Source organism: uncultured Aquitalea sp. (genome assembly GCF_945957525.1).
GTDB lineage: Bacteria > Pseudomonadota > Gammaproteobacteria > Burkholderiales > Chromobacteriaceae > Aquitalea.
The window spans coordinates 166,592-190,099 of the sequence record NZ_CAMFLA010000004.1 but is presented as its reverse complement, the minus strand read 5'-3'; the positions used below and the strand labels follow the sequence as shown (position 1 = coordinate 190,099).

Sequence of the window (23,508 nt, the reverse complement as noted above, 5' to 3'; positions counted from 1 at the left end):
GCTGCAGGAAAACGCCGCCTTCGAAGCTTGGCCGAAGGCGGCGAGGCGGGATCAGGTCACCGAAGCGCGCTGGCGGAACTCGGGGCGGTCCCAGCTGCGGCTGTCGAGGATGTCGCGCAGCACTTCCACGGCGTCCCAGATATCGGCATGGCCCAGATAGAGCGGAGTGATGCCGAAGCGCAGCACTTCCGGCTCGCGGTAGTCACCGATCACGCCGCGCGCAATCAGCGCCTGCATCACGGCATAGCCTTCAGGATGGCGGAAGCTGACATGGCTGCCGCGCGCGGCGTGGTCGCGGGGGGTGATCAGCGTCAGCGGGTGCTGGCCGCAGCGGGCTTCCACCAACTGGATGAAGAGGTCGGTCAGCGCCAGCGATTTTTCACGCAGGGCCTGCATGTCGGCTTCCAGCGCCACGTCCAGGCCGCACTCCACCAGCGACATGGACAGAATCGGCTGCGTGCCGCACAGGTAGCGGCGGATGCCGGCGGCCGGCTGGTAGTCGCTTTGCATGGCGAAGGGGGCTGCATGGCCCCACCAGCCGGACAGCGGCTGCCAGAAGCGGTCCTGATGGCGGCGAGCCACCCAGATGAAGGCCGGGGAGCCGGGGCCGCCGTTGAGATATTTGTAGGTGCAGCCAACGGCGAAGTCGGCTTCCGCGCCATTGAGGTCCACCGGCACCGCGCCGGCGGCGTGGGCCAGATCCCACAGCACCAGCGCGCCGTGGCGATGCGCAAGGCGGCTGACCGCGGCCATGTCGTACATGGCGCCGGTACGATAGTTGACGTGGGACAGCGCCAGCACGGCCACCGAGTCGTCCAGCAGGCTTTCCAGCGGATGATCGTCATCCACCAGCATCAGCTCGTAGCCTTGCTGCAGGAAGTCGATCATGCCCTGCATCATGTAGAGGTCGGTGGGGAAATTGTCGCGTTCGGAGACAATCACCTTGCGTTGCGGGGCCTGCTCGCGCTGGATGCGCACGGCGGCGGCCAATGCCTTGAACAGGTTGAGCGAGGTGGTGTCGGTAATCACTACTTCATCCTCGCCCGCGCCCAGCAGGCGGCCCAGCTTGTTGCCGAGGCGGCCCGGCAGCTCGAACCAGCCGGCGGTATTCCAGCTGCGGATGAGGCCGCTGCCCCATTCCTGCTCCAGCACCTCCAGGCTGCGTTCGCGGGCGCTGCGCGGCAGCACGCCCAGCGAATTGCCGTCCAGATAGATGACCCCGTCCGGCAGGCTGAAGCGCGACTTCAGGCTGGCCAGCGGATCACGGGCATCTGCGGCCAGGCAGTGTTCTCGGCTAATCATATTGTCTCCTTTGTGTTGTTTGCCGGCAGCCGGCGCAGTACGGCGCGCACCGGGCTGGCATCGGCTTCCATCAGTTTGAGGGGCAGGGCGATCAGTTCGTAATCGCCTTCCGGCACATCATCCAGCAACAGGTTTTCCAGTATGGCCATGCCGTGCCGGCGCACGGCGTGGTGGGCATCCAGGGTTTTGCTCCGCATCGGGTCGAGCGAGGCGCTGTCGATGCCGATCAGCCGCACGCCTGCCGCAGCCAGCCAGCGCACCGCATCGGCGGACACGGCGCAGAAATCGTCTTGCCATTGCGTTTGCGGCATGGCGCGGCAAGTGCGGATCAACACCCGGGCCGGCAGCGGGTGGGGCTGACGATCCAGCGCCTCCTGCAATGCCGTCATGCCCAGCAGCGGGCCGGCGTCCAGACAGTGCGTCACCCGGCAAGGGCCGAGATAGGCGTCCAGCGGCACGGCGCCGATGGGGGCGCCGTCTGCCTGGTAGTGCAGCGGGGCGTCGGCGTGCGCGCCGCTGTGCCCAGACAGGGAAAGGCGTCCCACATTCACCGGACAGTCCTGGCCGATGCGCCAGCCGGGATGTTGGCCGAAGGGCGTGTCACTGGGCCATACCGGCATGCCGGTATAAAGCGGTGGGCTGATGTCATAGAGCATGAGCTGGCTCCAAGGGTGGTGGACGGCGGGTGGGGTGGGCCGCTACGAAGACTATGCTAGCACTGGCTTTGTCAGGAATAATTGCAAGTTGATGTTGTGAAGTTGAATGGTTTCGCAGACTATTCTGTTTTTGATTGCTCGTATGAAAGATTCTTGCGTATGCAGCTAGATGCGATCGACTGGCGGATTCTGTCCGCCTTGCAGGAGAACGGGCGCCTGAGCAATCAGGATCTGGCCGACAAGGTTGCCTTGTCGCCGTCGGCTTGCCTGCGGCGGGTGAGGTCGCTGGAGGAGGCGGGCATGATCAAGGGCTATCGCGCGGAGCTGGACGCCGCTGCGCTGGGCTTTGAACTGGAGGCGGTGGTGCAGGTGACGCTCGATCGCAGCCGCGACAACTGGCATGAGGATTTCCAGTCGCAGGTGGCGGCGTTTCCCGAAGTGACGGCCGCCTGGGTGGTGACCGGGCCCTGCAACTATGTATTGCTGGTGCGCACCCGTTCGCTGGCGGCTTTTTCCGCTTTTATTGTGGACAAGCTCAACAAGGTGCCGGGGATGCGCGATATCTGCTCGCACATCGTCATGAAGACGCTCAAGGACGAGCGCCGGCTGCCGTTGCCGGAGCGCCCTTGAGAGGGCGGGTGGGGCGCTGTCTTTTTTCTGTCACGGCGTCGGCGTAGTCTGGCAAGACATGTCCGCCGCTACTGCCCGTCATTCAGCCCTCCGCCTTGCTCCGCCGGCCTTTTTACCTGCTGCGAGCAAAAACTCTAAAATAATGGATTTTGTTCTCCGCCTCGGGGATAATGCCGCCCAGCATAAGGAGAGTCCCTGTAATGAAGTGTGTTGACGATTTTCGCCTGCGCCTGGGCAAGCACGAGCTGGTGCCCATCATGGTGGGCGGCATGGGGGTCGATATCTCGACCGTGGCACTGTCGCTGGAGGCTGCCCGTCTGGGTGGCGTCGGTCATATTTCCGACGCCATGGTGCCGACCGTTACCGATCGCCGCTTCAACACCAAGTACGTCAAGGATAAGCTCAAGCAGTACAAGTTCAACGTGGAGAACGCCGACAAGTCCGTGGTGAAGTTCGACCTCGGCCTGCTGGCGGAAGCCACCAAGATGCACGTAGGCAGCGCCATGGAAGCCAAGCGCGGCGACGGGCTGATCTTCATCAACTGCATGGAGAAGCTCACCATGAACGCGCCCAAGGATACCTTGCGCGTTCGCCTGCACGCGGCGCTGGACGCCGGCATCGACGGCATCACGCTGGCGGCCGGCTTGCATTTGGGTTCGTTCGCGCTGATGGAAGACCACCCGCGCTTCCGCGACGCCAAGCTCGGCATCATCGTGTCCTCGCTGCGCGCGCTGCAACTGTTCCTGAAAAAGTCCTCCCGTACCAACCGCCTGCCCGATTACGTGGTGGTGGAAGGCCCGCTGGCCGGCGGCCACCTCGGCTTCGGCATGGACTGGCGCGAGTACGATCTGGCCACCATCGTCGCGGAAATCCGCGACTGGATGATCGCTGAGAAGCTGGATATCCCGCTGATTCCGGCTGGTGGCATTTTCACCGGCACCGACGCGGTGGGCTTCCTGGAAAACGGCGCCTCCGCCGTGCAGGTGGCCACCCGCTTTACCGTCACCAGCGAGTGCGGTTTGCCGGAGAAGGTGCAGCAGGAATACTTCAAGGCCAGCGAAGACGATATCGAAGTCAACCAGCTGTCGCCCACCGGCTATCCGATGCGCATGATCAAGTCCTGCCCGGCCATTGGCGATGGCATTCGCCCCAACTGCGAAGCCTACGGCTACCTGCTGGACGCCAACGGCAGCTGCGCCTACATCCAGGCTTACAACCGCGAAGTGGCCGCCCACCCGGGCGAGCGCCGCATCAAAGTGTGGGACAAGACCTGTCTGTGCACGCACATGCGCAATTTCGACTGCTGGACTTGCGGCCACTACACCTACCGCCTGAAGGACACCACCCGCCGTAATGAAGATGGCAGCTATCGCATCCTCAGTGCCGAGCATGTGTTCCACGATTACCAGTTCAGCAAGGACGGCAAGGTAGCGCTGCCGGAATAATGCCGGCTGACAACTCCCGGCCCTGCCTTGCCCGCCTCGGCGCCGCTTGGTCAGGCTCTCGGCGAGGTTCTGTTGGCGGCTCCAGGCGCGCCTCGCAGCATTCCTCCACGGCCGTGTCTTTCGAGACATGGCCGTTTTTCATGGTGGCGCGGTGTTAAGATGCGCCTTTGATCTTTTACGGGAGAAGCTTGATGGCGGACAGACTCGATCCCCGGACGACGGCGCTGCTGCTGATCGATCTGCAGCAAGGCATTCTCGGTTTCGCGCGCGAGCCCTATGACAGCGCGGCGGTGCTGGACAAGGCCGGACGGTTGGCGAAGGCCTTCCGCCAGGCGGGCGCGCTGGTGGTGCAGGTGAGAGTGGGCTGGTCTCCCGACGACGGCGACCGCCTGATGCCGCCGGTGGACGCGCCGACCCCGGCCACGCCGTTGCCCGGCAACTGGTTGACTCAGCCGGCCGAGTTGGGCGACACCTCGCGCGATCTTTTCATCCTGAAGCGACAATGGAGCGCCTTTTACGGCACCGAGCTGGATCTGCAACTGCGCCGGCGCGGCATTCGCACGCTGGTGCTGGGCGGCATCTCCACCCATGTGGGCGTGGATTCCACCGCGCGCAGCGCCTGGGAGCATGGCTATGAACTGGTGTTGGCCGAAGACGCGATGAGCTGCCCGCTGGCCGAGTGCCACGCCTTCTCCGTCAAGCACATCTTTCCGCGCATTGGCCGGGTGCGCGAGACAGCGGCGGTGATTGCCGCCCTGCAAGCGACAGCCTCATGAGCGGGCGTTACCAGCTTGACCCGGCCGAGGTGGAGCTGAGCGCCATGCGGGCGCAGGGCGCGGGCGGGCAAAACGTTAACAAGGTATCCAGCGCCATCCATCTGCGTTTTGACGTGCGGGCGTCGTCCTTGCCGGAGTGGATCAAGCAGCGCTTGCTCAGCATGGCGGATCATCGCCTGAGCAAGGATGGCGTGATCATTCTCAAGGCGCAGCAACACCGCACTCAGGACATGAACCGGCAGGACGCGCTGGAGCGACTGCAGCGTATTGTGGACGCAGCGGCGGTGGTGCAGCCCGCCCGCGTGGCCACCAAGCCCACACGGGCCTCGCGTTTGCGGCGTCTGGAAGGCAAGAAGCAGCGCGCCGATGTGAAATCGCTGCGCGGCAAAGTGGATTTCTGAGCCCTGTCGCAGCGCCAGCGCTCAGGCGCTGCGTTGCTGGCAGCAGGGGTAGAGGTGTTTGTGCAGCTCTTCCGCGGGCACCGGTTTGCACAGCAGGAAACCCTGCAGTTCGATATCCGGATGGTGCTGACAGAGGTAGTCCAGGTCGTTCTCGTCGTCTATGCCTTCCGCCACCATGCGCAGATTCAGCTCGCGCGCAATGCGCGCCATGCCGGCGATGATGCTCTGGCTGCGCGTGTCCTGATGAATATCCTTGATCAGCACCCGGTCAAATTTCAGTTCTGTCAACGGCAGATTCTTCACGTGTTCCAGGGTGGTGTGGCCGGTGCCGAAATCATCCAGCGACAATTCGAAACCGCGCATGCGCAGTCGCAGCAGCGTGGCCAGCGTATGGCCGAAATCGGCAAAGGCCATGGTTTCGGTGATTTCCAGCACCACGCGGTTGAACTCCAGCCCGCGCGCCTCTACCTGATTCACCAGCCAATCCAGGCATTCCCGGTCGTCCAGCAGGCTGCGCGACAAGTTGATGGACAGGCGCAAATCGCGCGCGGCAGGGTTGCGGATAAGCAGATCCAGCCCGGTTTGCACGATGCGGTTGGTCAGCAGTTGGATGAAGCCTTCATGCTCCAGCATGCTGATGAAGTGGCCGGGCGTGAGAATGCCCTTGTTGGGATGGCGCCAGCGGGCCAGCGCCTCGATTTGTACTGCCTTGCCGGTGCCCAGGTCGTAAATGGGCTGATAGAAGGCGCAGAACTGGTTGTGGGCAAGGCCGGTAATGATATCAATCAGCGGCATGCCGTATTCCACCTGCTCGGCAGGGCTGATGGTGGCGAGCAGCCGGCCTAATTCCGCCAGAAAAGCATCGTCGCTGAAGGGTTTGGCCAGGTAGCCGATGCCGGTAAAGCCCAGCTCCTTGGCGGCCCGCATGCAGTTGCTCAGCAGTTCCGGCGCATGGCCGCTGATCAGCAGCAGCGAAGGGAGTCTGGCCTGGCGCGACAAGCGTTCAACCAGCTCGATACCATCCATGCCGGGCATGCTCAGGTCGGTGATCACCAGATCCAGTTGCGGCAATTTGCGGCTTAATTGCAAGGCCCAGCTGCCGTCGGCGGCTTCATGCACGACGACGTCCGGCAGGGACAGGCACAGCTCCTTGAGGTAGGCGCGCTGGCTGCTGCTGTCTTCGGCCAGCAGTATCTGGCGGCTTGGCGTGGGAGGCATGGCGGACTCGCAAGGCAAGATCGACTTTTATCTAAGCACATGGCATGAGTCGATTCCAGCATTGTCTGCGTGCTTTTCCCTACTTATTAGCAGATGTTTCGGAGCAGGGGTGGTTGACTGCGCAGTTTTAAGCAGTCTTGCAAGATGAAGCGCTTACAGGGTTGGGGCCGTGCAGGAGAGGAAAGGTGGCTGCTTTTCGCAACAGCCGGCGGGCCGGGAGGCGACGGCATGCCCGAATGGGGCTGCGGCATCGCATCGCCGGCGCAAGAGCGGCAGGCCGCTGCGGCCTGTCGCCGAATCAGCGACGCTTGCCGCCGGTGTGGGGCACGCCGCCGGCCGGAGCGGTCGGGTGACGGAAGTTGATGCGGCCCTTGGTCAGGTCGTACGGGGACATTTCCACGGTAACGCGGTCGCCCACCAGTACGCGGATGCGGTGCATCTTCATCTTGCCGGAGCCGTAGGCCAGGATTTCAACATTGTTGTCCAGACGCACGCGGTAGCGCGATTCCGGCAGCATTTCGATAACAACACCTTGCAGTTCGATCATGTCTTCTTTAGACATGGCTTTCCTTTCTGTATGACTGTGCGGCAATAGGCGACTGGACGTTCGCTAAGCGAACGCCGTCGGGCCATTGCCGGAATTCTCTTCGATTCGGTAACCAGGCAGGGCAGGAGACGCGACAGACGTCATAGCCGAGACAAGGCGGTTGGACGCCACCCATAAAGGGTAGTCCGGAAGGATGGCGCGCATTATACCGCTAAATGGCTGATTTGTCTGCGAAAGGCATATGACCTTTCGCAAGCCCGTTTCAGCGGTAGATGGCGACCTCGCGGCGACCCGCGCCATCCACCATGGCGCGGTACATGCCTTCGCAATTAAACGGCATGGCGACGCGGCCTTGATGGTCCACGGCAACCACGCCGCCAGTGCCTCCCTGCGCTCTCAGGCTGCCGTTGACCACCGCCTCCGCGGCGGTGGCGATGTCCTGTCCTGCGTAGCGGAGACGGGCGGAGATATCATGCGCGGCGGCGATGCGCACGAAGTATTCGCCATGTCCGGTGCCGGACACCGCGCAATGCGCGTCGGCCCAGGTACCGGCGCCGAATACTGGTGTGTCGCCCACACGGCCATCCATTTTTGCGGTTCGCCCTCCGGTGGAGGTGGCCGCCGCCAACCGACCCTGGCTGTCCAGCGCTACGGCACCCACGGTGCCGTGCTTGCGGTCTTCCGGCGCGTCCTCTTCCTTGCCGCCTTCGGCCAACCTCTGCTTTTCTTCCTGCAAGGCTTGCCAGCGGCGTTCGGTAAAGAAGTAATCCGGCGTTGCGCAGGGCAGGCCGCGCTCGTGAGCGAAGCGGTCCGCCGCGTCGAATCCCAAGGTCACGTGCGGGGTGTGCTCCATCACCGCGCGGGCCAGCAACACCGGGTTGCGGGCGGAGGTGACGCCGGTGACGCTGCCGCAGGCCTGCGTCGCTCCGTCCATGACTGCAGCCTCCATTTCGATGCGGCCGCCCAGCGTAAATACGGCACCCTTGCCGGCGTTGAAGAGAGGATTGTCTTCCAGTGAGCAGACGGCGGCGCTGACGGCATCCAGCGCTTTGCCGCCTTTTTGCAGAATGGTCAGTCCCGCATCCAGCGCCGCGTTCAGGCCGGCCAGGTAGGCTTGTTCCTGTTCGGCGCTCATGTCTTGCCGGCGCAGGGTGCCTGCGCCGCCGTGAATGGCAAGGGCGATGTTCATGTCGGTTTTCCTGTTGATGAGCGGGCGGTCATGGCACCGCTGCTTGCGTGAGATATCAATTTCACTAATGACTTATGAAAATAATCAGTTTGATTGATGGTGGCGATGGGTTCAGCATGGCCTTCTTCTTGTCTGATCCAGACTGTTCAACCAAACGTATTCATTCAGGAGAGCATCATGAGCGGAATCACCGATCTGGAGCAACTGTTGGCCAGCCTCTCGCCCGCGCTGCGGGAACAACCTTATGTGTTTTGCTGTTTACCCGGCGCCGGCTTGGCCGAGGCGGCGCAATTCACTCCCTTGATGACGTTTGCCGAAGAAGAGGGGTTGACCGTAGTGCTGACGGAGAGCGCGGCCCGCGCGCATGGTCTGGCGGCGTCGCCGCCGTTTGCCTGCATCACCATCAGCGTGCATTCCAGCCTTGAGGCGGTGGGGCTGACGGCGGCGATGGCTGCGGAACTGACCAGGTGTGGCATCAGCGCCAATGTGGCGGCCGCCTACCATCACGACCATATATTCGTGCCGCTGGCGCGTGCGCAAGACGCCATGGCGGCCCTGCGCGGCTTGCAGCAAGCCGCCGCCAAACGCGGCTGAGCGGTGAGGGACGGGGGCTCAGGCCGACGGCATGTGGCCGGTGATGCGCGGCAAGGCGGGCCGAGCCGGGTTGCCATTCGTCATTGTTGGATTGCGAATGTTCGGAAGATTACAAAATTACACAAAATCAGGCTGGATTATTCTGTTGTGAACTGTCATTGTGTCTGGTTTGAACCTTTCTGGCTTTATAAGCAGGGCGTAATATAGAAACCCGCCAGGCCAGCAAGCGACTCCCCCATTAGACACAAAGAGTTGGGACGGACTATGCAAAACAATCAAGAAGAGCAAGGGCTGCGTCGCAGTCTGCAAGCTCGCCACTTATCCATGATCGCCATTGGCGGTTCCATCGGCACCGGGCTGTTTCTGGCGTCCGGCGCTACCATTTCCGGCGCAGGTGCGGGCGGGGCCTTGCTGGCGTATGCGCTGGTGGGCGTGATGGTGTACTTCCTCATGACCAGCCTCGGGGAAATGGCGGCCTTCATGCCGGTATCCGGCTCTTTTCAGGTTTACGGCTCCCGTTTCGTGGACCCGGCCTTCGGCTTCGCCCAAGGCTGGAACTACTGGTACAACTGGGCTATTACCGTGGCGGTGGAGTTGGCCGCGGCCGCCATCATCATGCATTACTGGTTTCCCGACATACCCGGCGTGGTGTGGAGCGGGGGCTTTCTGGCGGTGATCTTCGTGTTGAACTACTTCTCGGTGAAGGGGTTCGGCGAAGCGGAATTCTGGTGTTCCATGCTGAAAGTGGGCACCATCCTTGCCTTCATTGTCATTGGTTTCCTGATGATCTTCGGCATCATGACCGAGCCAGATCCGCACCGTCTGGCGCCTGGTTTGCAAGTGATGACCCAAGGCGATGGCGCTTTTGTCGGCGGGCTGGCAGCTTTTGTCGGCGTGGCCATGGTGGTGGGCTTCTCCTTCCAGGGCACCGAGTTGATCGGCGTCGCCGCCGGCGAGTCGGCCAACCCCGGGCGCACCATTCCGCGCGCCGTGCGGCAGATTTTCTGGCGCATTCTGATGTTCTACATGCTGTCCATCCTGATCATCGGCCTGATCCTGCCGCACAATGATCCTTCGCTGCTGAAGAACGACATGAAGGACGTCGGCGCCAGCCCGTTCACCTTGGTATTCACCCGCGCCGGCCTTGCCGCGGCCGCCAGCGTGATGAACGCCGTGATCCTGTCCGCCATCCTCTCCGCTGGCAACTCCGGCATGTACGCTTCCACCCGCATGCTGTACGCCATGGCCCACAACGGCATGGCGCCCAGACTGTTTGGGCGCGTCAGCGCCAACGGGGTGCCGCGCAACGCCTTGTACGCCACCACGGTGGTGGCCTGTCTGTGCTTCCTGACCTCCTTGTTCAAGAGCGACGCCGTCTACATGTGGCTGCTCAATTCCTCGGGCATGACCGGCTTCATCGCCTGGCTGGGGGTGGCGATCAGCCATTACCGTTTCCGTCGCGGCTACGTGAAGCAGGGCTACAGCCTGGACGATCTGCCTTACCGCGCGCGCTGGTTCCCGCTGGGCCCGATGTTTGCGTTTGTATTGTGCTTGCTGATCATGCTGGGGCAAAACTACGCCGCCTTCACCGCCGCCAAGGTGGACTGGAATGGCGTGGTGGCTACCTATCTGGGTATCCCGCTCTTTGTCGTGCTGTGGCTGAGCTACAAAATGAAGCACGGCACGCGCATGGTGAAGCTGGAGGATATCGATTACCGCGAATATCACCAGCGCCTGTCGCTAGATCGCCAGCAGGGTGAGTTGGCGACAGAGTCCGCCAGATGAGGCAAGCACGGTGATGCCGGCCTGCTGACAGAACGGCACTTGGTCGGGCCGGTTTGAGCGCCCGTGGAAAAAGGGAAAGTCCCCGGACTTTCCCTTTTTTGTTTTTCCTGCCCCGATTGCTTGCCAGTCGTTGCGCGTGGACGTTGCCGCCTGCCGCGCCAGTGCTAGAATCACGCCACATCCACCGTCTAAAACAGGGCGACAAGCCCGGAGAATAACAACATGCCCCTCGTGTCTCTTTTCATCAGCAAGTACCTGTTTGTGGTGGCGGCCTTGCTGCCCATCATCAATCCGCCTGGTCTGGTGCCCATTTTCATTTCCATGACGGCGCGCAATACCCGCGAGCAGCGTGCGTACCTGGCCCGCCGTATCGCCATCTATTGCTTCTTGCTGCTGTTGGGCAGCATGTATGTGGGCAGCTTTGTGCTGGAATTCTTTGGCGTATCGTTGCCGGTGGTGCAGTTGTCCGGCGGTCTGATCATCAGCATGGCCGCCTGGCGCATGTTGAACGACAACCCGGCCGAATCCACCCAGCCTTCCAGCGAGCCGGTGCGGCAGGAGAACAAGGACGAGCTGAAGCAGCGGGCGTTTTACCCGCTTACCTTTCCACTGACGGTGGGGCCGGGTTCGGTATCGGTGTCCATCACGGTGGGCGCGTCGATGATTGTTTCCGGCAAGCCGGTGGTGAAATTCGTGTTGGTGCCCATGGCCAGTCTGGCCGCCGTGCTGTCGCTCTCGGTGCTGGTGTACATGTGCTACCGCCATGCGGACCGCCTGTTGGGCTATCTGGGCCAGACCGGCTCGGTAGTGTTCCTGCGCCTGTCGGCCTTCATTCTGATGTGCCTGGGCGTGCAGATCATGTGGGAAGGCGCGGAGCAACTGCTGGTGGAACTGCTGCAGAACAATGCGGGCTTGCTGCACAAATAAAGCATTCCGGGAAAACTGAAGGCAGGCGGCTGGAGAAGGATGGCGCTATGGCGCTGTCCGGCTTCATCGCTTGCCTTTTCTTTGGCTCCTGCGGGCAGCCATGCGGCGCTTACGGTGTTTTGTCCATGGCGATAAGGCTGGGATAGAAGTCGAGAAAATCCTGTTCCAGGCCGTCGTAGTTTTCCAGCAGGTCGATGATGCCGTCCGCCACCGGGTTGGCGCGCTGGATGCGGTGACGCGAAAAGCGGGCCAGCACATCGGCGATGCCCTCGGTGCGGCGGTAGGACAGCAGCCAGTCTTCGGCCGACATCAAGGGCAGGATGTCGCGCAGGCGCGGCGGCAGCCAGGGGTGGAAGTCGCGCAATTCCGCATAACACTGGCGGGTGAAGTCCGGCAGAGGCCGTACATCGAAGCGGCGCCAGTGCCGGGCCAGGAAATGATCGTAAAAGATGTCCACCAGAATGCCGGCGTAGCGGCGTCTGGCCGGCGCAATGCGCGCCTTGCTGGCCAGCACCAGCGGGTGGCTGTCGGTGAGGGCGTCAATGCGCCGGTGCAGGGCCATGCCCGCTTGCAGGTCGGGCGGGAGGTGCCCGGCCCCAGAGGGCTTGAGAAAGTCCCCCAGCAGATTGCCTACCCGTGCCGCAGGATGGTCCGGCGCCAGGTGCAGGTGCGCGAGGTAGTTCACGCGGCGTCGCCGTTCGGAGCGGTGGCCGGTTTCAGTTCGGCCACGATGACGCGGCAGCCGTTGCCGTTCAGGGTCAGCTCATCAGGGTTTGTCAGCAGCAGCGCGTCCAGACGGGAGAGCGATGCGGTTTGGCCGTGAGCGTTGCGTGCCTGCAGTGCTTGTCCTTCGGCCAACAGCAAGAGCCATGGGAGGCCGTCGCCCTTGAGCGTCAGCTGGCCGTGCAGCTGGAACTGACGTACCGTTTGCGTAGCACGACCGCGCCGGGTCATGACGTTGAAGTCGGTAATGCGGCCATCTGGCAAACGGCTGCGAATGGGCGTTTCGCCGGCGAAGGCATAGGGCGCGCTGGCGCAGTCCAGCCGGATTTCTCCTTGCGGCGTCTCCAGTGCGATGCCGGCACCGGACAGTACCAGCAAGTGGCGGTCCACGCCGTCGAAGCGTGAAAACGGCCCGTCGCTGCCGACGTCGGCGATGCTGATGCGAAAGTCGAAGTCATCCAGGCTGGCTCCTTGCGGGCTGATCAGCACCTGGCGGGTGACGCCGCCGCCATTCTTCCAGGGCGAGGCAGGGTAGGCGTGATGATCGAGTTTCTGCATGACGCGCTCTCAGGACTGAAACCGGCATTATCCGATGCTTTGGGCAAAAAGGCGCGCTTCAGCTATATCTTGGAAAGGCTAAGAAAACAGAGGCGCAATGCTATGAAATGGCTGAGCCTGATGTTGGCGATGTGGGCAGCGGCCGCGCAGGCCGCCACTTACCATGTGTGCGCAGAACCGTGGGTGCCTTTCATCTACCGTGCGGAGGGCAAGCCGGCGGGACTGGTGGTGGATATTCTCAATAAGGTGGCGCATCAGCGCGGCGACGATCTCGACTATCGCTTCATTTCGTCCGATGGCTGTGCCCGCGCCATGCGCGAGGGGCGGGCCGATATGGTGGGTTTCATGCTGCCGCTCCAGGTGCCGGCCGGCTGGATGACCAGCCGCGAGTTGCTGGTGGCCTGGGTGTTGTTTCCCTGGGTGAGGCGGGACGGGCCGGCCAGCTATCGCGGGCTGGAGGATTTCGCCGGCAAACGGGTGGCCTGGGTGACCGCATATGACTATCCGCAATTGCTGATCAGGATGGACAAGTGGCGGCGCGTGCCCGCCGAAGATACCGAGTCTTCCATCATGCTGTTGGCGCATGGCCGGGTGGAGGTGGTGTTTGACGATCCGACGGCGCTTGCCGGGCTGTCGCCGGCGATGGGGCAAAAAGTGAAGCGCTTGCAACCGCTGGTGGCCAGCGTGAATCAGCCCATCGCCTTTCGCCCCGGCATGTCCGCCTGGCGCGACGCCGTGGACAAGGAGACGCTGCGCGCCCAGCAGGATGGCACGCTGGATGGGTTTTACCGCCGCTATCATGGCGTGCCTTTCCGCGAAGTGAAACAAAGCCTGCGCCCCTGAGGGCCCGGCTTCGCAGTGCGTTTACCGCGTGGGCGGCCCGGGTAGCTGGTAGTCTGGCGTCTTGCGCTGAAACGTGAGCAGCAGCTGATGGCGGATAATCCCGACAGCATTTGATATTGGGCAAGATCGTTGCAAATGATACGGCTTATCATCAAGGTCAGACTTTCGAATGACTCAGGAGATCCGCCATGGCTACTACCGCATTCTTTATTCCTTCCCTCAACCTGATGGGCGCCGGCTGTCTGCGGCAGGCGGTGGATACCATGAAGGGTCATGGCTATCGCCGCGCGCTGATCGTGACCGATGGCGGCCTGGTCAAAGCCGGCCTTGCCGACAAGGTGGCCGGCCTGTTGGCCGAAGCGGATATCCAGTCCGCCGTGTTTGACGGCGTGCATCCCAACCCCACCTGCGCCAACGTCAACGCCGGCCTTGCCATCCTCAAGGACAAGCAGTGCGACGTGGTGATTTCGCTGGGCGGCGGCTCGCCGCACGATTGCGCCAAGGCCATCGCCCTGGTGGCGGTGAACGGCGGCAAGATCCAGGACTACGAAGGCGTGGACAAATCCGCCAAGCCGCAACTGCCGCTGGTAGCCATCAATACCACTGCCGGCACCGCCAGTGAGATGACCCGCTTCTGCATCATCACGGACGAATCGCGCCATATCAAAATGGCCATCGTAGACAAACACACCACGCCGATTCTGTCGGTAAACGATCCGGAAACCATGGTGGGCATGCCTGCCGCACTGACTGCCGCCACCGGCATGGACGCGCTCACCCACGCCGTTGAGGCCTATGTGTCCACCATCGCCACGCCGATTACCGATGCCTGCGCGCTGAAAGCGGTATCGCTGATCGTTGCCTTTCTGCCGCGCGCGGTGGCGGACGGCAAGGACATGGAAGCCCGCGAACAGATGGCTTACGCGCAGTTCCTGGCCGGCATGGCGTTCAACAACGCGTCGCTGGGTTATGTGCACGCCATGGCCCACCAGTTGGGCGGCTTCTATGATCTGCCGCACGGTGTTTGCAACGCGGTATTGCTGCCGCACGTGCAGGCTTTCAACAGCAAGGTGGCTGCTGCGCGCCTGGCCGATGTGGCGGTGGCGCTGGGCGCCGAAGCCAGTGCCGAGGCCGCTATTGCCGCCATCCGCAAGCTGGCGGAAAAAGTGGGCATTCCGGCCGGCCTGACTCAGCTGGGCGTGAAGGAAGCCGACATTCCGGTGCTGGCCGACAATGCGCTGAAAGACGCCTGCGGCTTTACCAATCCGGTTCAGGCTACGCATGAGGAGATCTGCGCGATTTACCGTGCCGCGCTGTAAGCCTGTTGCTTTCATCACGGGAAAGGGCCTGCTGTTGCAGGCCCTTTTTGTTGTTCCGGGTTTGCAGTGCCGGGATCAGTCTTGGCCGAAACCCGCCGCCCGCGCCGCCTCTCGCACGCTCTCCAGCACCATCCGCGCCTTACGCGGTATGCGTCGGCTGGCGAATACCGCGTGCATCTGCGCGTCTTCGCCTTTGCTGGAGACGATGCGGTAGGAAGGGCACAGGCGCACCAGTTGACCGGCGCGCACGAGGGGCTCGGCCAGCCAGTCGCCCATGCGGGCGATGCCCATGCCGGACAAGGCGGCGTGCAGGACGGCGGCGCCGGAGCTGACCCGGTGCGCGGCGTTGAGGTTGAGGCTGATCTCATGTTCCGCCGAGACAAAGTTCCACGCTTTCAGAATGCGCGGCGCGGCGTGGATCAGGATGCGATGGCGCGTCAGTTGCTCCGGCGCATCAGCCTGGCCGAAGCGCGCCAGATACGCCGGGCTGGCGTACAGGCGGCGCTGATAGCTCCACAGCGGGAAGCCGATCAGCTCGCTGGAAGCCGGATATGCGCCACGAATGCTGAAATCCAGCTTCTCGCGAATCGGCTCCAGCACTGTGTCGCTGTAAAGGATGTCGAAGCGCAATTGCGGATGCGCTTGCGCCAGTTGATCCAGCACCGGCGGCAAAAAGTGGCTGGCCATGATTTCCGGGGCGGAAAAACGCAGCAGCCCCTGCGGCGACGCGGCCATGGCGGCCAGGTCGTCTTCCGCTTCTTCCTGCAGGTCCAGCATGCGGCGGGCCGTGTCGTAATAACTTTCCCCGGCCAGCGTCAGGCTCACCTGTTTTTGCGAGCGGGCCAGCAAGGGCGAACCCAGTGCTTCCTCCAGCGCTTGCACGGCGCGGGTGGCGCTGCTGGGCGAGGTGCCTAGTTGGCGGGCTGCGGAGACAAAGCTCTTGCGCTCTACCACGGCGCAGAACACGCGCAATTCCCATAGCAGTTTCATCGTGATCGCGCTCTTTATTGCAAATATTGCAATACGGTATTGCAACATGCCGGCGCCGGCAAGACTTACAATGCCGGCATGTTTCTGGAGAACGGCATGTTACTGACGCTGGGTTGTTTGTGTTTCTTTTCTTTCATGGCCGGCATGATCGATGCCGCTGTTGGCGGGGGGGGGCTGATCCAGACCCCGGCCCTGTTCAATTTTCTGCCCAATTATTCAGCCGCTACCTTGTTTGGCACCAACAAGATGTCGTCGGCGGTGGGCACGCTGTCCGCCGCGCGCAGCTATCTCAAGCGCGTGAAACTGCCGTGGAATCTGGTGCTGCCGGCGGCGGCCACCGCCTTCGTCATGTCCTTTGCCGGCGCGGCCACGGTCAACGCCATTCCTAAGGCGTATATCCGGCCCATGGTGCTGGTGTTGCTGATCGTGATGGCGGTGTACACCTTGTGGAAAAAGGACTTCGGCAAACTGCACAAGCCGGTGGCCATTGGCCGCCGCGAGATGGCGATGGGCATGGCTATCGGTGGAGCCATCGGTTTTTACGACGGTTTGTTCGGCCCCGGCACTGGCAGCTTTCTGATTTTCCTGTTCATCCGCTGCTTTGCCTTCGATTTTCTCCACGCCTCCGCCGCGGCCAAGGTGGTGAACCTCACCACCAATGTGGCGGCGCTCACTTTCTTCATTCCAACCGGCAATGTGCTGTTCCAGTACGCCATTCCGATGGCGGGTTTCAATGTGCTGGGTGCGATGGCCGGCTCCTGGATCGCCATGAAAAAGGGCGCCGGTTTTGTGCGCATCCTGTTCTTGCTGCTGACTTCGGTGCTGATCGGCAAGCTGGGCTGGGATATGGCGGTTTCTTGGCTGGCTTGAGCCCATAGGCCAAGACACAACAAAAAGCCCCGGCATGCCGGGGCTTTTGTCTTGACGGGGCGAGATCAGTCGCGATGGCCGTGCCAGCCGTTGTCATGGTGCCAGCGGCCGCGGTGGTCGTGGTCCCAGCGACGCTCTTCCCAGCGGCGTTCTTCCTCGCGACGATCGCCCCAGTAGTTGCGCGATTCGCGGTAGTCCACCTGATATTGGCGCGGAGGCGGGCGGCGGTATTCGTCCTTGGTGGCAATGGCCGTACCGGTGGCGCCGCCGATGGCGCTGCCGATGATGGCGCCGTTGCGGCCGCCCACGGCGGAGCCGACGGCTGCGCCCGCTGCGCCTCCCAGCGCGCCGCCGAGGATGGCGTCCGTAGTCATGGAGCCGGCCTGTGCCGCGCTGGCAGCCAGCGTGAGCAGCAGGGTGGCGGTAAGGATTTTCGCTTTCATGATTTGCACCTCCTTGTTTTGATGGCTGCAGTGTAGGCAGACGGATTGGCGGGCGGCCAGCGGCGAAATGTTAGTTTTTTTTGCAATCTGCTGCTTACAAATGGACCGGACTTGTCATTCTCGATTTTTTCTAATTAACTTGTTGAAAATAAAAAGAAAAAATTCTGTCGCCGATTGGCGACTGATAACATGTTGTTACAAAGAAACCGGGTTTTTGCGTGAGAAAAGCAAACAGGCCAGCCCTTGGGCTGACCTGTGGAAACGGCGCCGCAAGGCGCGGCCGGGCGGGTATCAGTGACCAGAGCAGCCGCAGCCGCCGCCAGCGCCGCCGCCGCAGCCACCTCCGGCATTCTGCGGTTCGGCGATTTCCGGCAGGCTGACCGCAAAGTCGATCACCACGCCGTCAGCAGTGCGGTCAACATATCGATAGCTGATCTGATGGCCGTAGCGGGTGCGGATCTGCTCCAGCAGCGGCAGGGGATCATGGTCGTTGACGAAACGCATGGCTTCGCCGTTGTGCAGCGACTCCAGCGCGCCAAAGATGGCGGCATGGCGAAAGCGTTTGGCGACGCCGCGCGCGTCGAATACAAAAGTGGCGTCAGGCAGGCTCATGGTGAAACTCCGGTGGGTTGCGAACAGGCCACGAGTTTGCCGAAGACCCGGGCTCGAATCCTTGAGCGCGGATAAGAAAACCAGCGGCCACGGGTCGGGGCGAAGCCGCGCCGGCTGATGCATAATGAAGGTTCACTTCGCCTGATTGGATAGCGCCTCATGCATCCGGATCGTTGCAAACCGCCAGAACACACCCGCCATCTGCAAGAGTTGCCCAATATCGGCCCGGCCATGGCGGTTGATCTGCAATTGCTGGGCATCCACGAACCGTCACAGCTGAAGGGCAGGGATGCGCTCGCGCTGTATCGCGAGCTGGGTGTGCTGACCCAGTGCCGGCAAGATCCTTGCGTGCTGGACACGCTGATGTCGGTCACTCATTTCATGGATACCGGCGAGGCCTTGCCCTGGTGGCGCTTCACCGCAGCGCGCAAAGCCATGCCCGGCGACCCCGCCGGCGGTTTCCCATGTTGATGCCTGTGTTTACAATACCGCTCCATGAATCCTTCCTTCGGGCAACGTCATCAGACTGCGCTGCACGCCTGCCACGAGTGTGACCTGCTGCAGTACGCGCCGCATTCCGATGTGCAAAACGTCGCGTGCTGCCGATGCGGCGGCTTGCTGCACCGCGCCCGGGGCTATCAGCCGCAAACCTCGCTGGCGCTGGTAGTGGCCGGTCTGTTTGTCTTCACATTGGCCAATGTGTTTCCGGTGGTCGGGCTGGAGGCGGGCGGTGTGCGCACCGCCACCACCCTGCTGGGCACGGCTTCGCAGCTGATGCGGCAGGACATGCTGCCGGTGGCGATGCTGGTGCTGTTTACCGGGGTGCTGTTGCCGGGGATCGAACTGCTGGCCTTGCTCTATCTCTTGCTGCCGCTGACGCTGGGTCGCGCTCCGCGCGGGTTTCCCAAAGTGATGCGCCTGATCCAGATGGTGCATCCCTGGGGCATGGTGGAGGTGTTTTTGCTGGGCGTGCTGGTGTCGCTGGTAAAGCTGGCGCACTTGGCGCAAGTGCATCCGGGCATCGGCTTGTGGTCGTTTTTCGCCCTGATCATTTTGCTGGCCACCAGCGCCAGCCGGTTTGACGCCGCCTTGCTATGGGAGCGCTATCAGTCATGTCGCGCTACCCACTGAGTTCCGCCGCCGCGCGCGGCTGGTGGCATTGCGGCGCTTGCGGGCTGCTGTGCCGGGGCGTCAGCGAAAAGCGCGGGGCGGCTGCTGTGTGCCCGCGTTGCGGGGCCGAGGTGAGGGCGCGCAAGAAGCGCAGCGTGGAGTACGCCTGGGCCTTCCTGCTGGCGGCAATCATCTGCTATCTGCCCGCCAACCTGCTGCCCATCATGGAAACCGCCATGCTGTCCGGCACGCAGAACGACACCATCATGAGCGGCGTGGTGTTTCTCTGGCAAAGCGGTTCCTGGCCGCTTGCGCTGGTGGTGTTCATCGCCAGTGTGCTGGTGCCATTGTTGAAGATACTGGCCATGCTGTTGCTGCTGATCACCGTGCAGTGCCGCTCGCGCTGGGCGCCGCGCCAGCGTACCCGGCTGTACCGTTTGCTGGAAACCATCGGCCCTTGGTCGATGCTGGATATTTACGTGGTGGCGCTGTTGGTGTCGCTGGTGCAATTGCAATCGCTGGCCAGCATCAAGGCCGGCCCCGGCGCTATGGCCTTTGGCGCGGTGGTGGTGCTGACCATGTTGTCCGCCATGTGTTTCGACCCCAGGCTCATCTGGGACCCCATTGAGGAAAATGATGACCGACAAGCGTGACGACGCGCCGGAAGAGCCGGCGCAGCAAGAATTGCCGCAGGCCGTGCTGGTGGAGCGGCGGCGCTGGTCACCTTCGCTGGTGTGGTTGATCCCGGTGGTGGCCGCACTGATCGGCGGCTATCTGGCCGTGCATGCCGTCATGTCGCGCGGGCCTACCATCACCATCGCCTTTCGCAACGCCGAGGGCCTGGAAGCGGGCAAGACGCGTATCAAGTACAAGGATGTGGATATCGGCGAAGTGACTTCGGTGAAAGTGAGCGAAGATCGCAAGAATATCGTCGCCACTGCGCAGATGAGCAAGGAAGCCGAGTCCTACCTCACCAGCGACAGCCGCTTCTGGATTGTGCGTCCACGCATAGCCGGCGGCAGCGTGTCCGGCCTTGGCACGCTGCTGTCAGGGGCTTACATCGGCATGGATGCCGGGCAAAGCAAGGAAACCCGCCAGCACTTCTCCGGGCTGGAAGTGCCGCCCATCATCACCGGCGACTTGCCGGGCCGGCAGTTTGTGTTGAAGTCCGCCGATCTGGGCTCGCTGGATATCGGCGCGCCGGTGTATTTCCGCCGTGTGCCGGTAGGGCAGGTGGTGGCGTACCAGTTGGACAAGAGCGGCCAGGGGGTGGACCTCACCATCTTCGTCAATGCGCCCTATGACCGTTTTGTGGTGCCCGATAGCCGGTTCTGGCACGCCAGCGGCGTGGATCTGTCGGTTTCGGCCAACGGGCTGAAAGTGAATACCCAGTCGTTGACCGCCATCGCGCTGGGCGGCATTGCGTTCGAGTCGCCCTCCACCGGGGAGGACGAGCAGCCGGCCGCCGTTGGCGCGGTGTTCGGCCTGGCGGAAAACCGCGAAGTGGCCATGCGTACGGCCGACCACGAGGTGTACCCCATCCGGCTGAAGTTCCAGCAGTCGGTGCGCGGGCTTTCGGTGGGCGCGCCGGTGGATTTCCGCGGCATCGTCATTGGCGAGGTCACCGCCATCGGGCTGGAATATGACAAGGCGCGCAAGGATTTCAACATGCTGGTGGATGTGCGTATTTTCCCCAGCCGCTTATTGTCCATGTCGCGCAATCTGGATAAGGAGCGCAGCCTGCGCAAGCAACTGTCGCTCAAACAGATGGTGGCCAACGGGCTGCGCGCGCAATTGCGCTCTGGCAGTCTGCTTACGGGGCAGCTGTTTGTGGCGCTGGATTTCTTCCGAGACGCCAAGCCGGCGCAGTTGGGTCATGAGCAAAACATGGATGTAATGCCCACCATTCCGGGCGACCTGGAAGAGCTGCAAGCCATGATGCAGCGCATTGCCCGCAAGCTGGACAAAGTGCCGCTGGACTCGATCGGCACCGGGCTCGACCAGTCCATTCATGAGCTGCGCGACATGCTCAGCACTACCCGTCAGTTGATGGGCAATATCGACGGCAAGGTGTTGCCGCAGGCCACGCAAACGCTGGACAAACTGCAGAAAACCCTGGACGACACCCAGCAAACGCTGCAGGCCAATTCGCCCTTGCAGCAGGATGTGCGCAACGCAGCGCAGGAGGTCAGCGAAACCGCGCGCAGTTTCCGCGCCCTGGCCGATTATCTGGACCGCCACCCTGAAGCCCTGATACGCGGCAAGCAAGGAGACCCGCAATGACGCATCGGCTCGCAATCTTGACCGCCCTGTGCCTGACAACGCTGGCTGGCTGCGCCTCCGCGCCGTCGGCTTTTCATGATTTGTCCGCCGCAGCGCCGCCTTCGGCCAACCTTGTTGCCGGCGCCAGTCTGCTGGTGGGGCCGGTGACGCTGCCAGCCGGGGTGGACCGGCCGCAACTGGTGCTGGAGCAAGCCGACGGCCGGCTCATGTTGGCCGATCAACAGCGTTGGGTGGCCAGCCTGCCGCGCCTAGTCTCGCAGACGGTGGCGCTGGATCTCTCCCGTCAGACCGGCCTTGCTACGGTATACGCCTGGCCGCAGGCCGGTTTGGCGCAAACCGATCTGTCCTTGCTGCTGGATGTGCGGGTGTTCCGGCTGGCGCCGGGCAAAGAGGTGGAGCTGGAGGCCGGCTGGAGCCTGTTGGCCAAGGGGCAAAGCCGCCCGCTGCGGTCTGGCGTATATCATGCGCGTCAGCCGGTGACGGGCACTGCCGCCGAGGAGGTGGTGAAGGCGCAGTCCACCCTGCTGGCGGGCTTGTCGCAAGAAGCGGCCGCCGCGCTGTCTGCGCATCCGGACTGGCTCAAACCAGCCCATTAACCCGCACTGGCAAATCAAATCCATCGCATGCAGCTTGCAATGCTTGGTGGCGGGGCGCGTTGTTTGGCGGGCAGGCTTGGGCGGAAGGTGCGTTTTGAGAGACGGCCTGGCGCTGCTTCGGCCTGATGGAGGTCGTCGGCCCGGCAAGCCTGATGGTTGCCGGGCTATTTCAGGCGTGGAGCCGCTCAGGCCTTGGGCGGACGCCTGTCAAACCAGGGCCGGGCGATTTCCAGCTCCCGAGCCAGTTGCAGCAACAAGCCCTCCCGGCCTTGCGCGGCGACAAACTGGGTGCCGATGGGCAGCCCGCTTTCAGTCCAGAACAGGGGCACGCTCATGGCGGGCTGACCGCTCATGTTGAAAGGGATGGTCCAGCCCATGTGTTCCATCACCCGTCTGGAGCTCTTTTCCACCGCATTGCCCAGCTTCAGCGTCCAGTTCAGGCCGAGCTTGCCCAGCAGCAGGTCTGACAGAGCCTGTTCTGTCTTGCTGGTGCGCAAGGCGCCGATATTCGGCGGCGGATCGTTCAGCACCGGCGTTACCAGCACATCGTAGTGCTGGTGGAAGGCCGCCATGATCCGGCCTTGGGCGAACGCCAGCTGGCGCATGCGGGCAAAGTCCCCCGCGCTGAGCAGTTCGCCATAGCGCGCCAGCGTCCAGCTATCGGTTTCCATGTCTTCCCAGCGCAGCGCCGAGCCGTCCGGCTTCCGCAAGGTAGCGGCCAGCGCCGCCATTTCCCCTGAAACCATTACCAGCATGGCGCGACGTATCGCTTCCGGGCTGGCCAGCGGAGGATGGGCCTCTTCCACGTGGTGGCCCAGCGAGGCCAGCAGCGCCAGACTGTCGTCCAGCGCCGCCATGCAATCCGGCGCAAGCTCGCCGCCCTGAAAAGGCTGGCGGGTAAAGGCGATGCGCAGACGCGGCGGCGGGGTGTCCAGGCTGCTCAGAAATGAGGATGCCGGGGGCGGGGTATAACTGACGTCTTGCGGGTCGTGACCCGACAGCAGGATATCCAGCATGGCGGCGCTGTCCCGCACCGAGCGGGTCAGCGCGTGCTCGCTGACAAAACCCTGCCAGTATTCGGAAAACACCGGTCCGCAGGGGGAGCGCCCCCGGCCCGGTTTCAGTCCGAACAAGCCGCAATGCGAGGCGGGAATGCGGATTGAGCCGCCGCCGTCGCCACCATGGGCGATCGGTGTCATGCCGGCCGCCACCGCGGCAGCGGAACCGCCGCTGGAACCGCCGGTTGTCAGTGTGGGCTGCCAAGGGTTGCGGGTAGCGCCGTATTGCGTCGACTCGGTGAAGGGGTGCAAGCCCCACTCCGGCGTGGCGGTTTTACCCACCAATTGCAAGCCGGCGGCGCGGTAGCGCCGGATCACTTCGCCATCCTGCCGCGCCACGTGCCCGCGCATGGCGCGGCTGCCGGCCAGGGTGGGCCAGCCGGCCACATCGGACACCAGGTCCTTGATCAGAACGGGCACCCCGGCCAGCGGGCCGTCCGCAGGGGTAACCGGTTCGGCTTTTTCCGGCAGGTGCACCACAGCGTTGAGACGGGGGTTGTACCGCTCAATGCGGTCGCGGGCGGCGGCCAGCGCCTCATCGGCGGAAATCTCGCCGCGCTTGATCAGTCGGGAGATGGCGATGCCATCCAGTTTTTCGTACTCGGGGAAAGGCAGCATGCCGTCTCCATAACA

Annotated in this window: 26 protein-coding genes; 15 read left to right on the top strand and 11 right to left on the bottom strand. The window is 63.0% G+C overall.

Annotated elements, in window-relative coordinates; genetic code table 11:
* Window positions 1-51 precede the first annotated feature (51 nt).
* Together kynU and kynB are read right to left on the bottom strand one after the other, a co-directional pair.
* Complete coding sequence (gene kynU, locus Q0P52_RS05800; protein ID WP_293765328.1) at window positions 52-1,302, bottom strand: kynureninase; 1,251 nt, start codon at window positions 1,300-1,302, stop codon at window positions 52-54.
* On the bottom strand, window positions 1,299-1,958 hold the full coding sequence (gene kynB / locus Q0P52_RS05795) for an arylformamidase (RefSeq protein WP_293765326.1): 660 nt from the start codon (window positions 1,956-1,958) through the stop codon (window positions 1,299-1,301). The genes kynU and kynB overlap by 4 nt, the downstream gene beginning before the upstream one ends.
* 159 nt (window positions 1,959-2,117) lie before the next feature.
* Here kynB and Q0P52_RS05790 point away from each other — a divergent pair, with 159 nt between their 5' ends.
* From Q0P52_RS05790 to arfB, 4 genes are all read left to right on the top strand, one after another.
* The gene (locus tag Q0P52_RS05790; protein WP_293765324.1) at window positions 2,118-2,588 is read left to right on the top strand and encodes an Lrp/AsnC family transcriptional regulator; all 471 of its coding nucleotides are present in this window, start codon (window positions 2,118-2,120) and stop codon (window positions 2,586-2,588) included.
* Window positions 2,589-2,788: 200 nt separating this feature from the next.
* Complete coding sequence (locus Q0P52_RS05785; RefSeq protein WP_293765322.1) at window positions 2,789-4,033, top strand: nitronate monooxygenase; 1,245 nt, start codon at window positions 2,789-2,791, stop codon at window positions 4,031-4,033.
* Window positions 4,034-4,224: 191 nt separating this feature from the next.
* Window positions 4,225-4,809: a hydrolase gene (locus Q0P52_RS05780; RefSeq protein ID WP_293765321.1), complete on the top strand. Its 585-nt coding sequence runs from the start codon at window positions 4,225-4,227 to the stop codon at window positions 4,807-4,809.
* Window positions 4,806-5,210, top strand: a complete 405-nt coding sequence (gene arfB, locus Q0P52_RS05775; RefSeq protein ID WP_293765320.1) for an alternative ribosome rescue aminoacyl-tRNA hydrolase ArfB — start codon at window positions 4,806-4,808, stop codon at window positions 5,208-5,210. Before Q0P52_RS05780 ends, arfB begins: the two co-directional genes overlap by 4 nt.
* A 21-nt stretch (window positions 5,211-5,231) precedes the next feature.
* Here arfB and Q0P52_RS05770 read toward each other — a convergent pair whose 3' ends face one another.
* From Q0P52_RS05770 to Q0P52_RS05760, 3 genes are all read right to left on the bottom strand, one after another.
* Window positions 5,232-6,428 (bottom strand): EAL domain-containing protein, encoded by a 1,197-nt coding sequence (locus Q0P52_RS05770; protein ID WP_293765319.1) that lies wholly within the window; start codon window positions 6,426-6,428, stop codon window positions 5,232-5,234.
* Window positions 6,429-6,726: 298 nt separating this feature from the next.
* A complete protein-coding gene (infA, locus tag Q0P52_RS05765; protein WP_293765317.1) occupies window positions 6,727-6,990 on the bottom strand; it encodes a translation initiation factor IF-1 in 264 nt (87 codons plus the stop codon).
* Between the two features lie 247 nt (window positions 6,991-7,237).
* A complete protein-coding gene (locus tag Q0P52_RS05760) occupies window positions 7,238-8,164 on the bottom strand; it encodes an isoaspartyl peptidase/L-asparaginase (RefSeq protein ID WP_293765316.1) in 927 nt (308 codons plus the stop codon).
* Between the two features lie 177 nt (window positions 8,165-8,341).
* Here Q0P52_RS05760 and Q0P52_RS05755 point away from each other — a divergent pair, with 177 nt between their 5' ends.
* From Q0P52_RS05755 to Q0P52_RS05745, 3 genes are all read left to right on the top strand, one after another.
* Window positions 8,342-8,758: an ACT domain-containing protein gene (locus tag Q0P52_RS05755; protein WP_293765314.1), complete on the top strand. Its 417-nt coding sequence runs from the start codon at window positions 8,342-8,344 to the stop codon at window positions 8,756-8,758.
* 264 nt (window positions 8,759-9,022) lie between these two features.
* Window positions 9,023-10,543: an amino acid permease gene (locus Q0P52_RS05750; protein ID WP_293765312.1), complete on the top strand. Its 1,521-nt coding sequence runs from the start codon at window positions 9,023-9,025 to the stop codon at window positions 10,541-10,543.
* 222 nt (window positions 10,544-10,765) lie between these two features.
* Complete coding sequence (locus Q0P52_RS05745) at window positions 10,766-11,470, top strand: MarC family protein (RefSeq protein ID WP_293765311.1); 705 nt, start codon at window positions 10,766-10,768, stop codon at window positions 11,468-11,470.
* 109 nt (window positions 11,471-11,579) lie between these two features.
* Here the strand turns inward: Q0P52_RS05745 and Q0P52_RS05740 are convergent, their stop codons facing one another.
* Window positions 11,580-12,155 carry an ACP phosphodiesterase gene (locus Q0P52_RS05740; protein ID WP_293765309.1) on the bottom strand — a complete coding sequence of 192 codons (576 nt, stop codon included), beginning with the start codon at window positions 12,153-12,155 and terminating at the stop codon, window positions 11,580-11,582.
* Window positions 12,152-12,751, bottom strand: a complete 600-nt coding sequence (locus Q0P52_RS05735) for a HutD family protein (protein ID WP_293765308.1) — start codon at window positions 12,749-12,751, stop codon at window positions 12,152-12,154. The genes Q0P52_RS05740 and Q0P52_RS05735 overlap by 4 nt, the downstream gene beginning before the upstream one ends.
* 102 nt (window positions 12,752-12,853) lie before the next feature.
* Here Q0P52_RS05735 and Q0P52_RS05730 point away from each other — a divergent pair, with 102 nt between their 5' ends.
* Entirely contained in the window at window positions 12,854-13,594 is a 741-nt protein-coding gene (locus tag Q0P52_RS05730) for a transporter substrate-binding domain-containing protein (protein WP_293765306.1), read from the top strand.
* A 188-nt stretch (window positions 13,595-13,782) separates the two neighbouring features.
* Window positions 13,783-14,913, top strand: a complete 1,131-nt coding sequence (yiaY, locus tag Q0P52_RS05725) for an L-threonine dehydrogenase (RefSeq protein ID WP_293765305.1) — start codon at window positions 13,783-13,785, stop codon at window positions 14,911-14,913.
* A 75-nt stretch (window positions 14,914-14,988) separates the two neighbouring features.
* On the opposite strand, the gene Q0P52_RS05720 is transcribed toward yiaY, so the two are convergent.
* The gene (locus Q0P52_RS05720; protein ID WP_293765303.1) at window positions 14,989-15,903 is read right to left on the bottom strand and encodes a LysR family transcriptional regulator; all 915 of its coding nucleotides are present in this window, start codon (window positions 15,901-15,903) and stop codon (window positions 14,989-14,991) included.
* Window positions 15,904-15,999: 96 nt separating this feature from the next.
* Between Q0P52_RS05720 and Q0P52_RS05715 the strand changes: the two genes are divergently transcribed.
* Complete coding sequence (locus tag Q0P52_RS05715) at window positions 16,000-16,773, top strand: TSUP family transporter (RefSeq protein WP_293765386.1); 774 nt, start codon at window positions 16,000-16,002, stop codon at window positions 16,771-16,773.
* A gap of 65 nt (window positions 16,774-16,838) precedes the next feature.
* On the opposite strand, the gene Q0P52_RS05710 is transcribed toward Q0P52_RS05715, so the two are convergent.
* Both Q0P52_RS05710 and Q0P52_RS05705 read right to left on the bottom strand, forming a co-directional pair.
* The gene (locus tag Q0P52_RS05710; RefSeq protein WP_293765301.1) at window positions 16,839-17,216 is read right to left on the bottom strand and encodes a glycine zipper domain-containing protein; all 378 of its coding nucleotides are present in this window, start codon (window positions 17,214-17,216) and stop codon (window positions 16,839-16,841) included.
* A 291-nt stretch (window positions 17,217-17,507) separates the two neighbouring features.
* Window positions 17,508-17,828 carry a DUF2249 domain-containing protein gene (locus Q0P52_RS05705; protein ID WP_293765299.1) on the bottom strand — a complete coding sequence of 107 codons (321 nt, stop codon included), beginning with the start codon at window positions 17,826-17,828 and terminating at the stop codon, window positions 17,508-17,510.
* A 159-nt stretch (window positions 17,829-17,987) separates the two neighbouring features.
* Between Q0P52_RS05705 and Q0P52_RS05700 the strand changes: the two genes are divergently transcribed.
* From Q0P52_RS05700 to Q0P52_RS05680, 5 genes are read left to right on the top strand one after another with little or no spacing between them, the layout of a single operon-like run.
* Window positions 17,988-18,299, top strand: a complete 312-nt coding sequence (locus Q0P52_RS05700; RefSeq protein WP_293765298.1) for a helix-hairpin-helix domain-containing protein — start codon at window positions 17,988-17,990, stop codon at window positions 18,297-18,299.
* A 24-nt stretch (window positions 18,300-18,323) separates the two neighbouring features.
* Window positions 18,324-18,959 carry a paraquat-inducible protein A gene (locus Q0P52_RS05695; protein WP_293765297.1) on the top strand — a complete coding sequence of 212 codons (636 nt, stop codon included), beginning with the start codon at window positions 18,324-18,326 and terminating at the stop codon, window positions 18,957-18,959.
* Window positions 18,941-19,591 carry a paraquat-inducible protein A gene (locus Q0P52_RS05690; protein ID WP_293765295.1) on the top strand — a complete coding sequence of 217 codons (651 nt, stop codon included), beginning with the start codon at window positions 18,941-18,943 and terminating at the stop codon, window positions 19,589-19,591. The genes Q0P52_RS05695 and Q0P52_RS05690 overlap by 19 nt, the downstream gene beginning before the upstream one ends.
* On the top strand, window positions 19,575-21,221 hold the full coding sequence (locus Q0P52_RS05685) for an MlaD family protein (protein ID WP_293765293.1): 1,647 nt from the start codon (window positions 19,575-19,577) through the stop codon (window positions 21,219-21,221). Before Q0P52_RS05690 ends, Q0P52_RS05685 begins: the two co-directional genes overlap by 17 nt.
* The gene (locus Q0P52_RS05680; RefSeq protein WP_293765292.1) at window positions 21,218-21,817 is read left to right on the top strand and encodes a PqiC family protein; all 600 of its coding nucleotides are present in this window, start codon (window positions 21,218-21,220) and stop codon (window positions 21,815-21,817) included. The genes Q0P52_RS05685 and Q0P52_RS05680 overlap by 4 nt, the downstream gene beginning before the upstream one ends.
* A gap of 185 nt (window positions 21,818-22,002) precedes the next feature.
* On the opposite strand, the gene Q0P52_RS05675 is transcribed toward Q0P52_RS05680, so the two are convergent.
* The gene (locus tag Q0P52_RS05675; protein ID WP_293765290.1) at window positions 22,003-23,493 is read right to left on the bottom strand and encodes an amidase; all 1,491 of its coding nucleotides are present in this window, start codon (window positions 23,491-23,493) and stop codon (window positions 22,003-22,005) included.
* Window positions 23,494-23,508 lie beyond the last annotated feature (15 nt).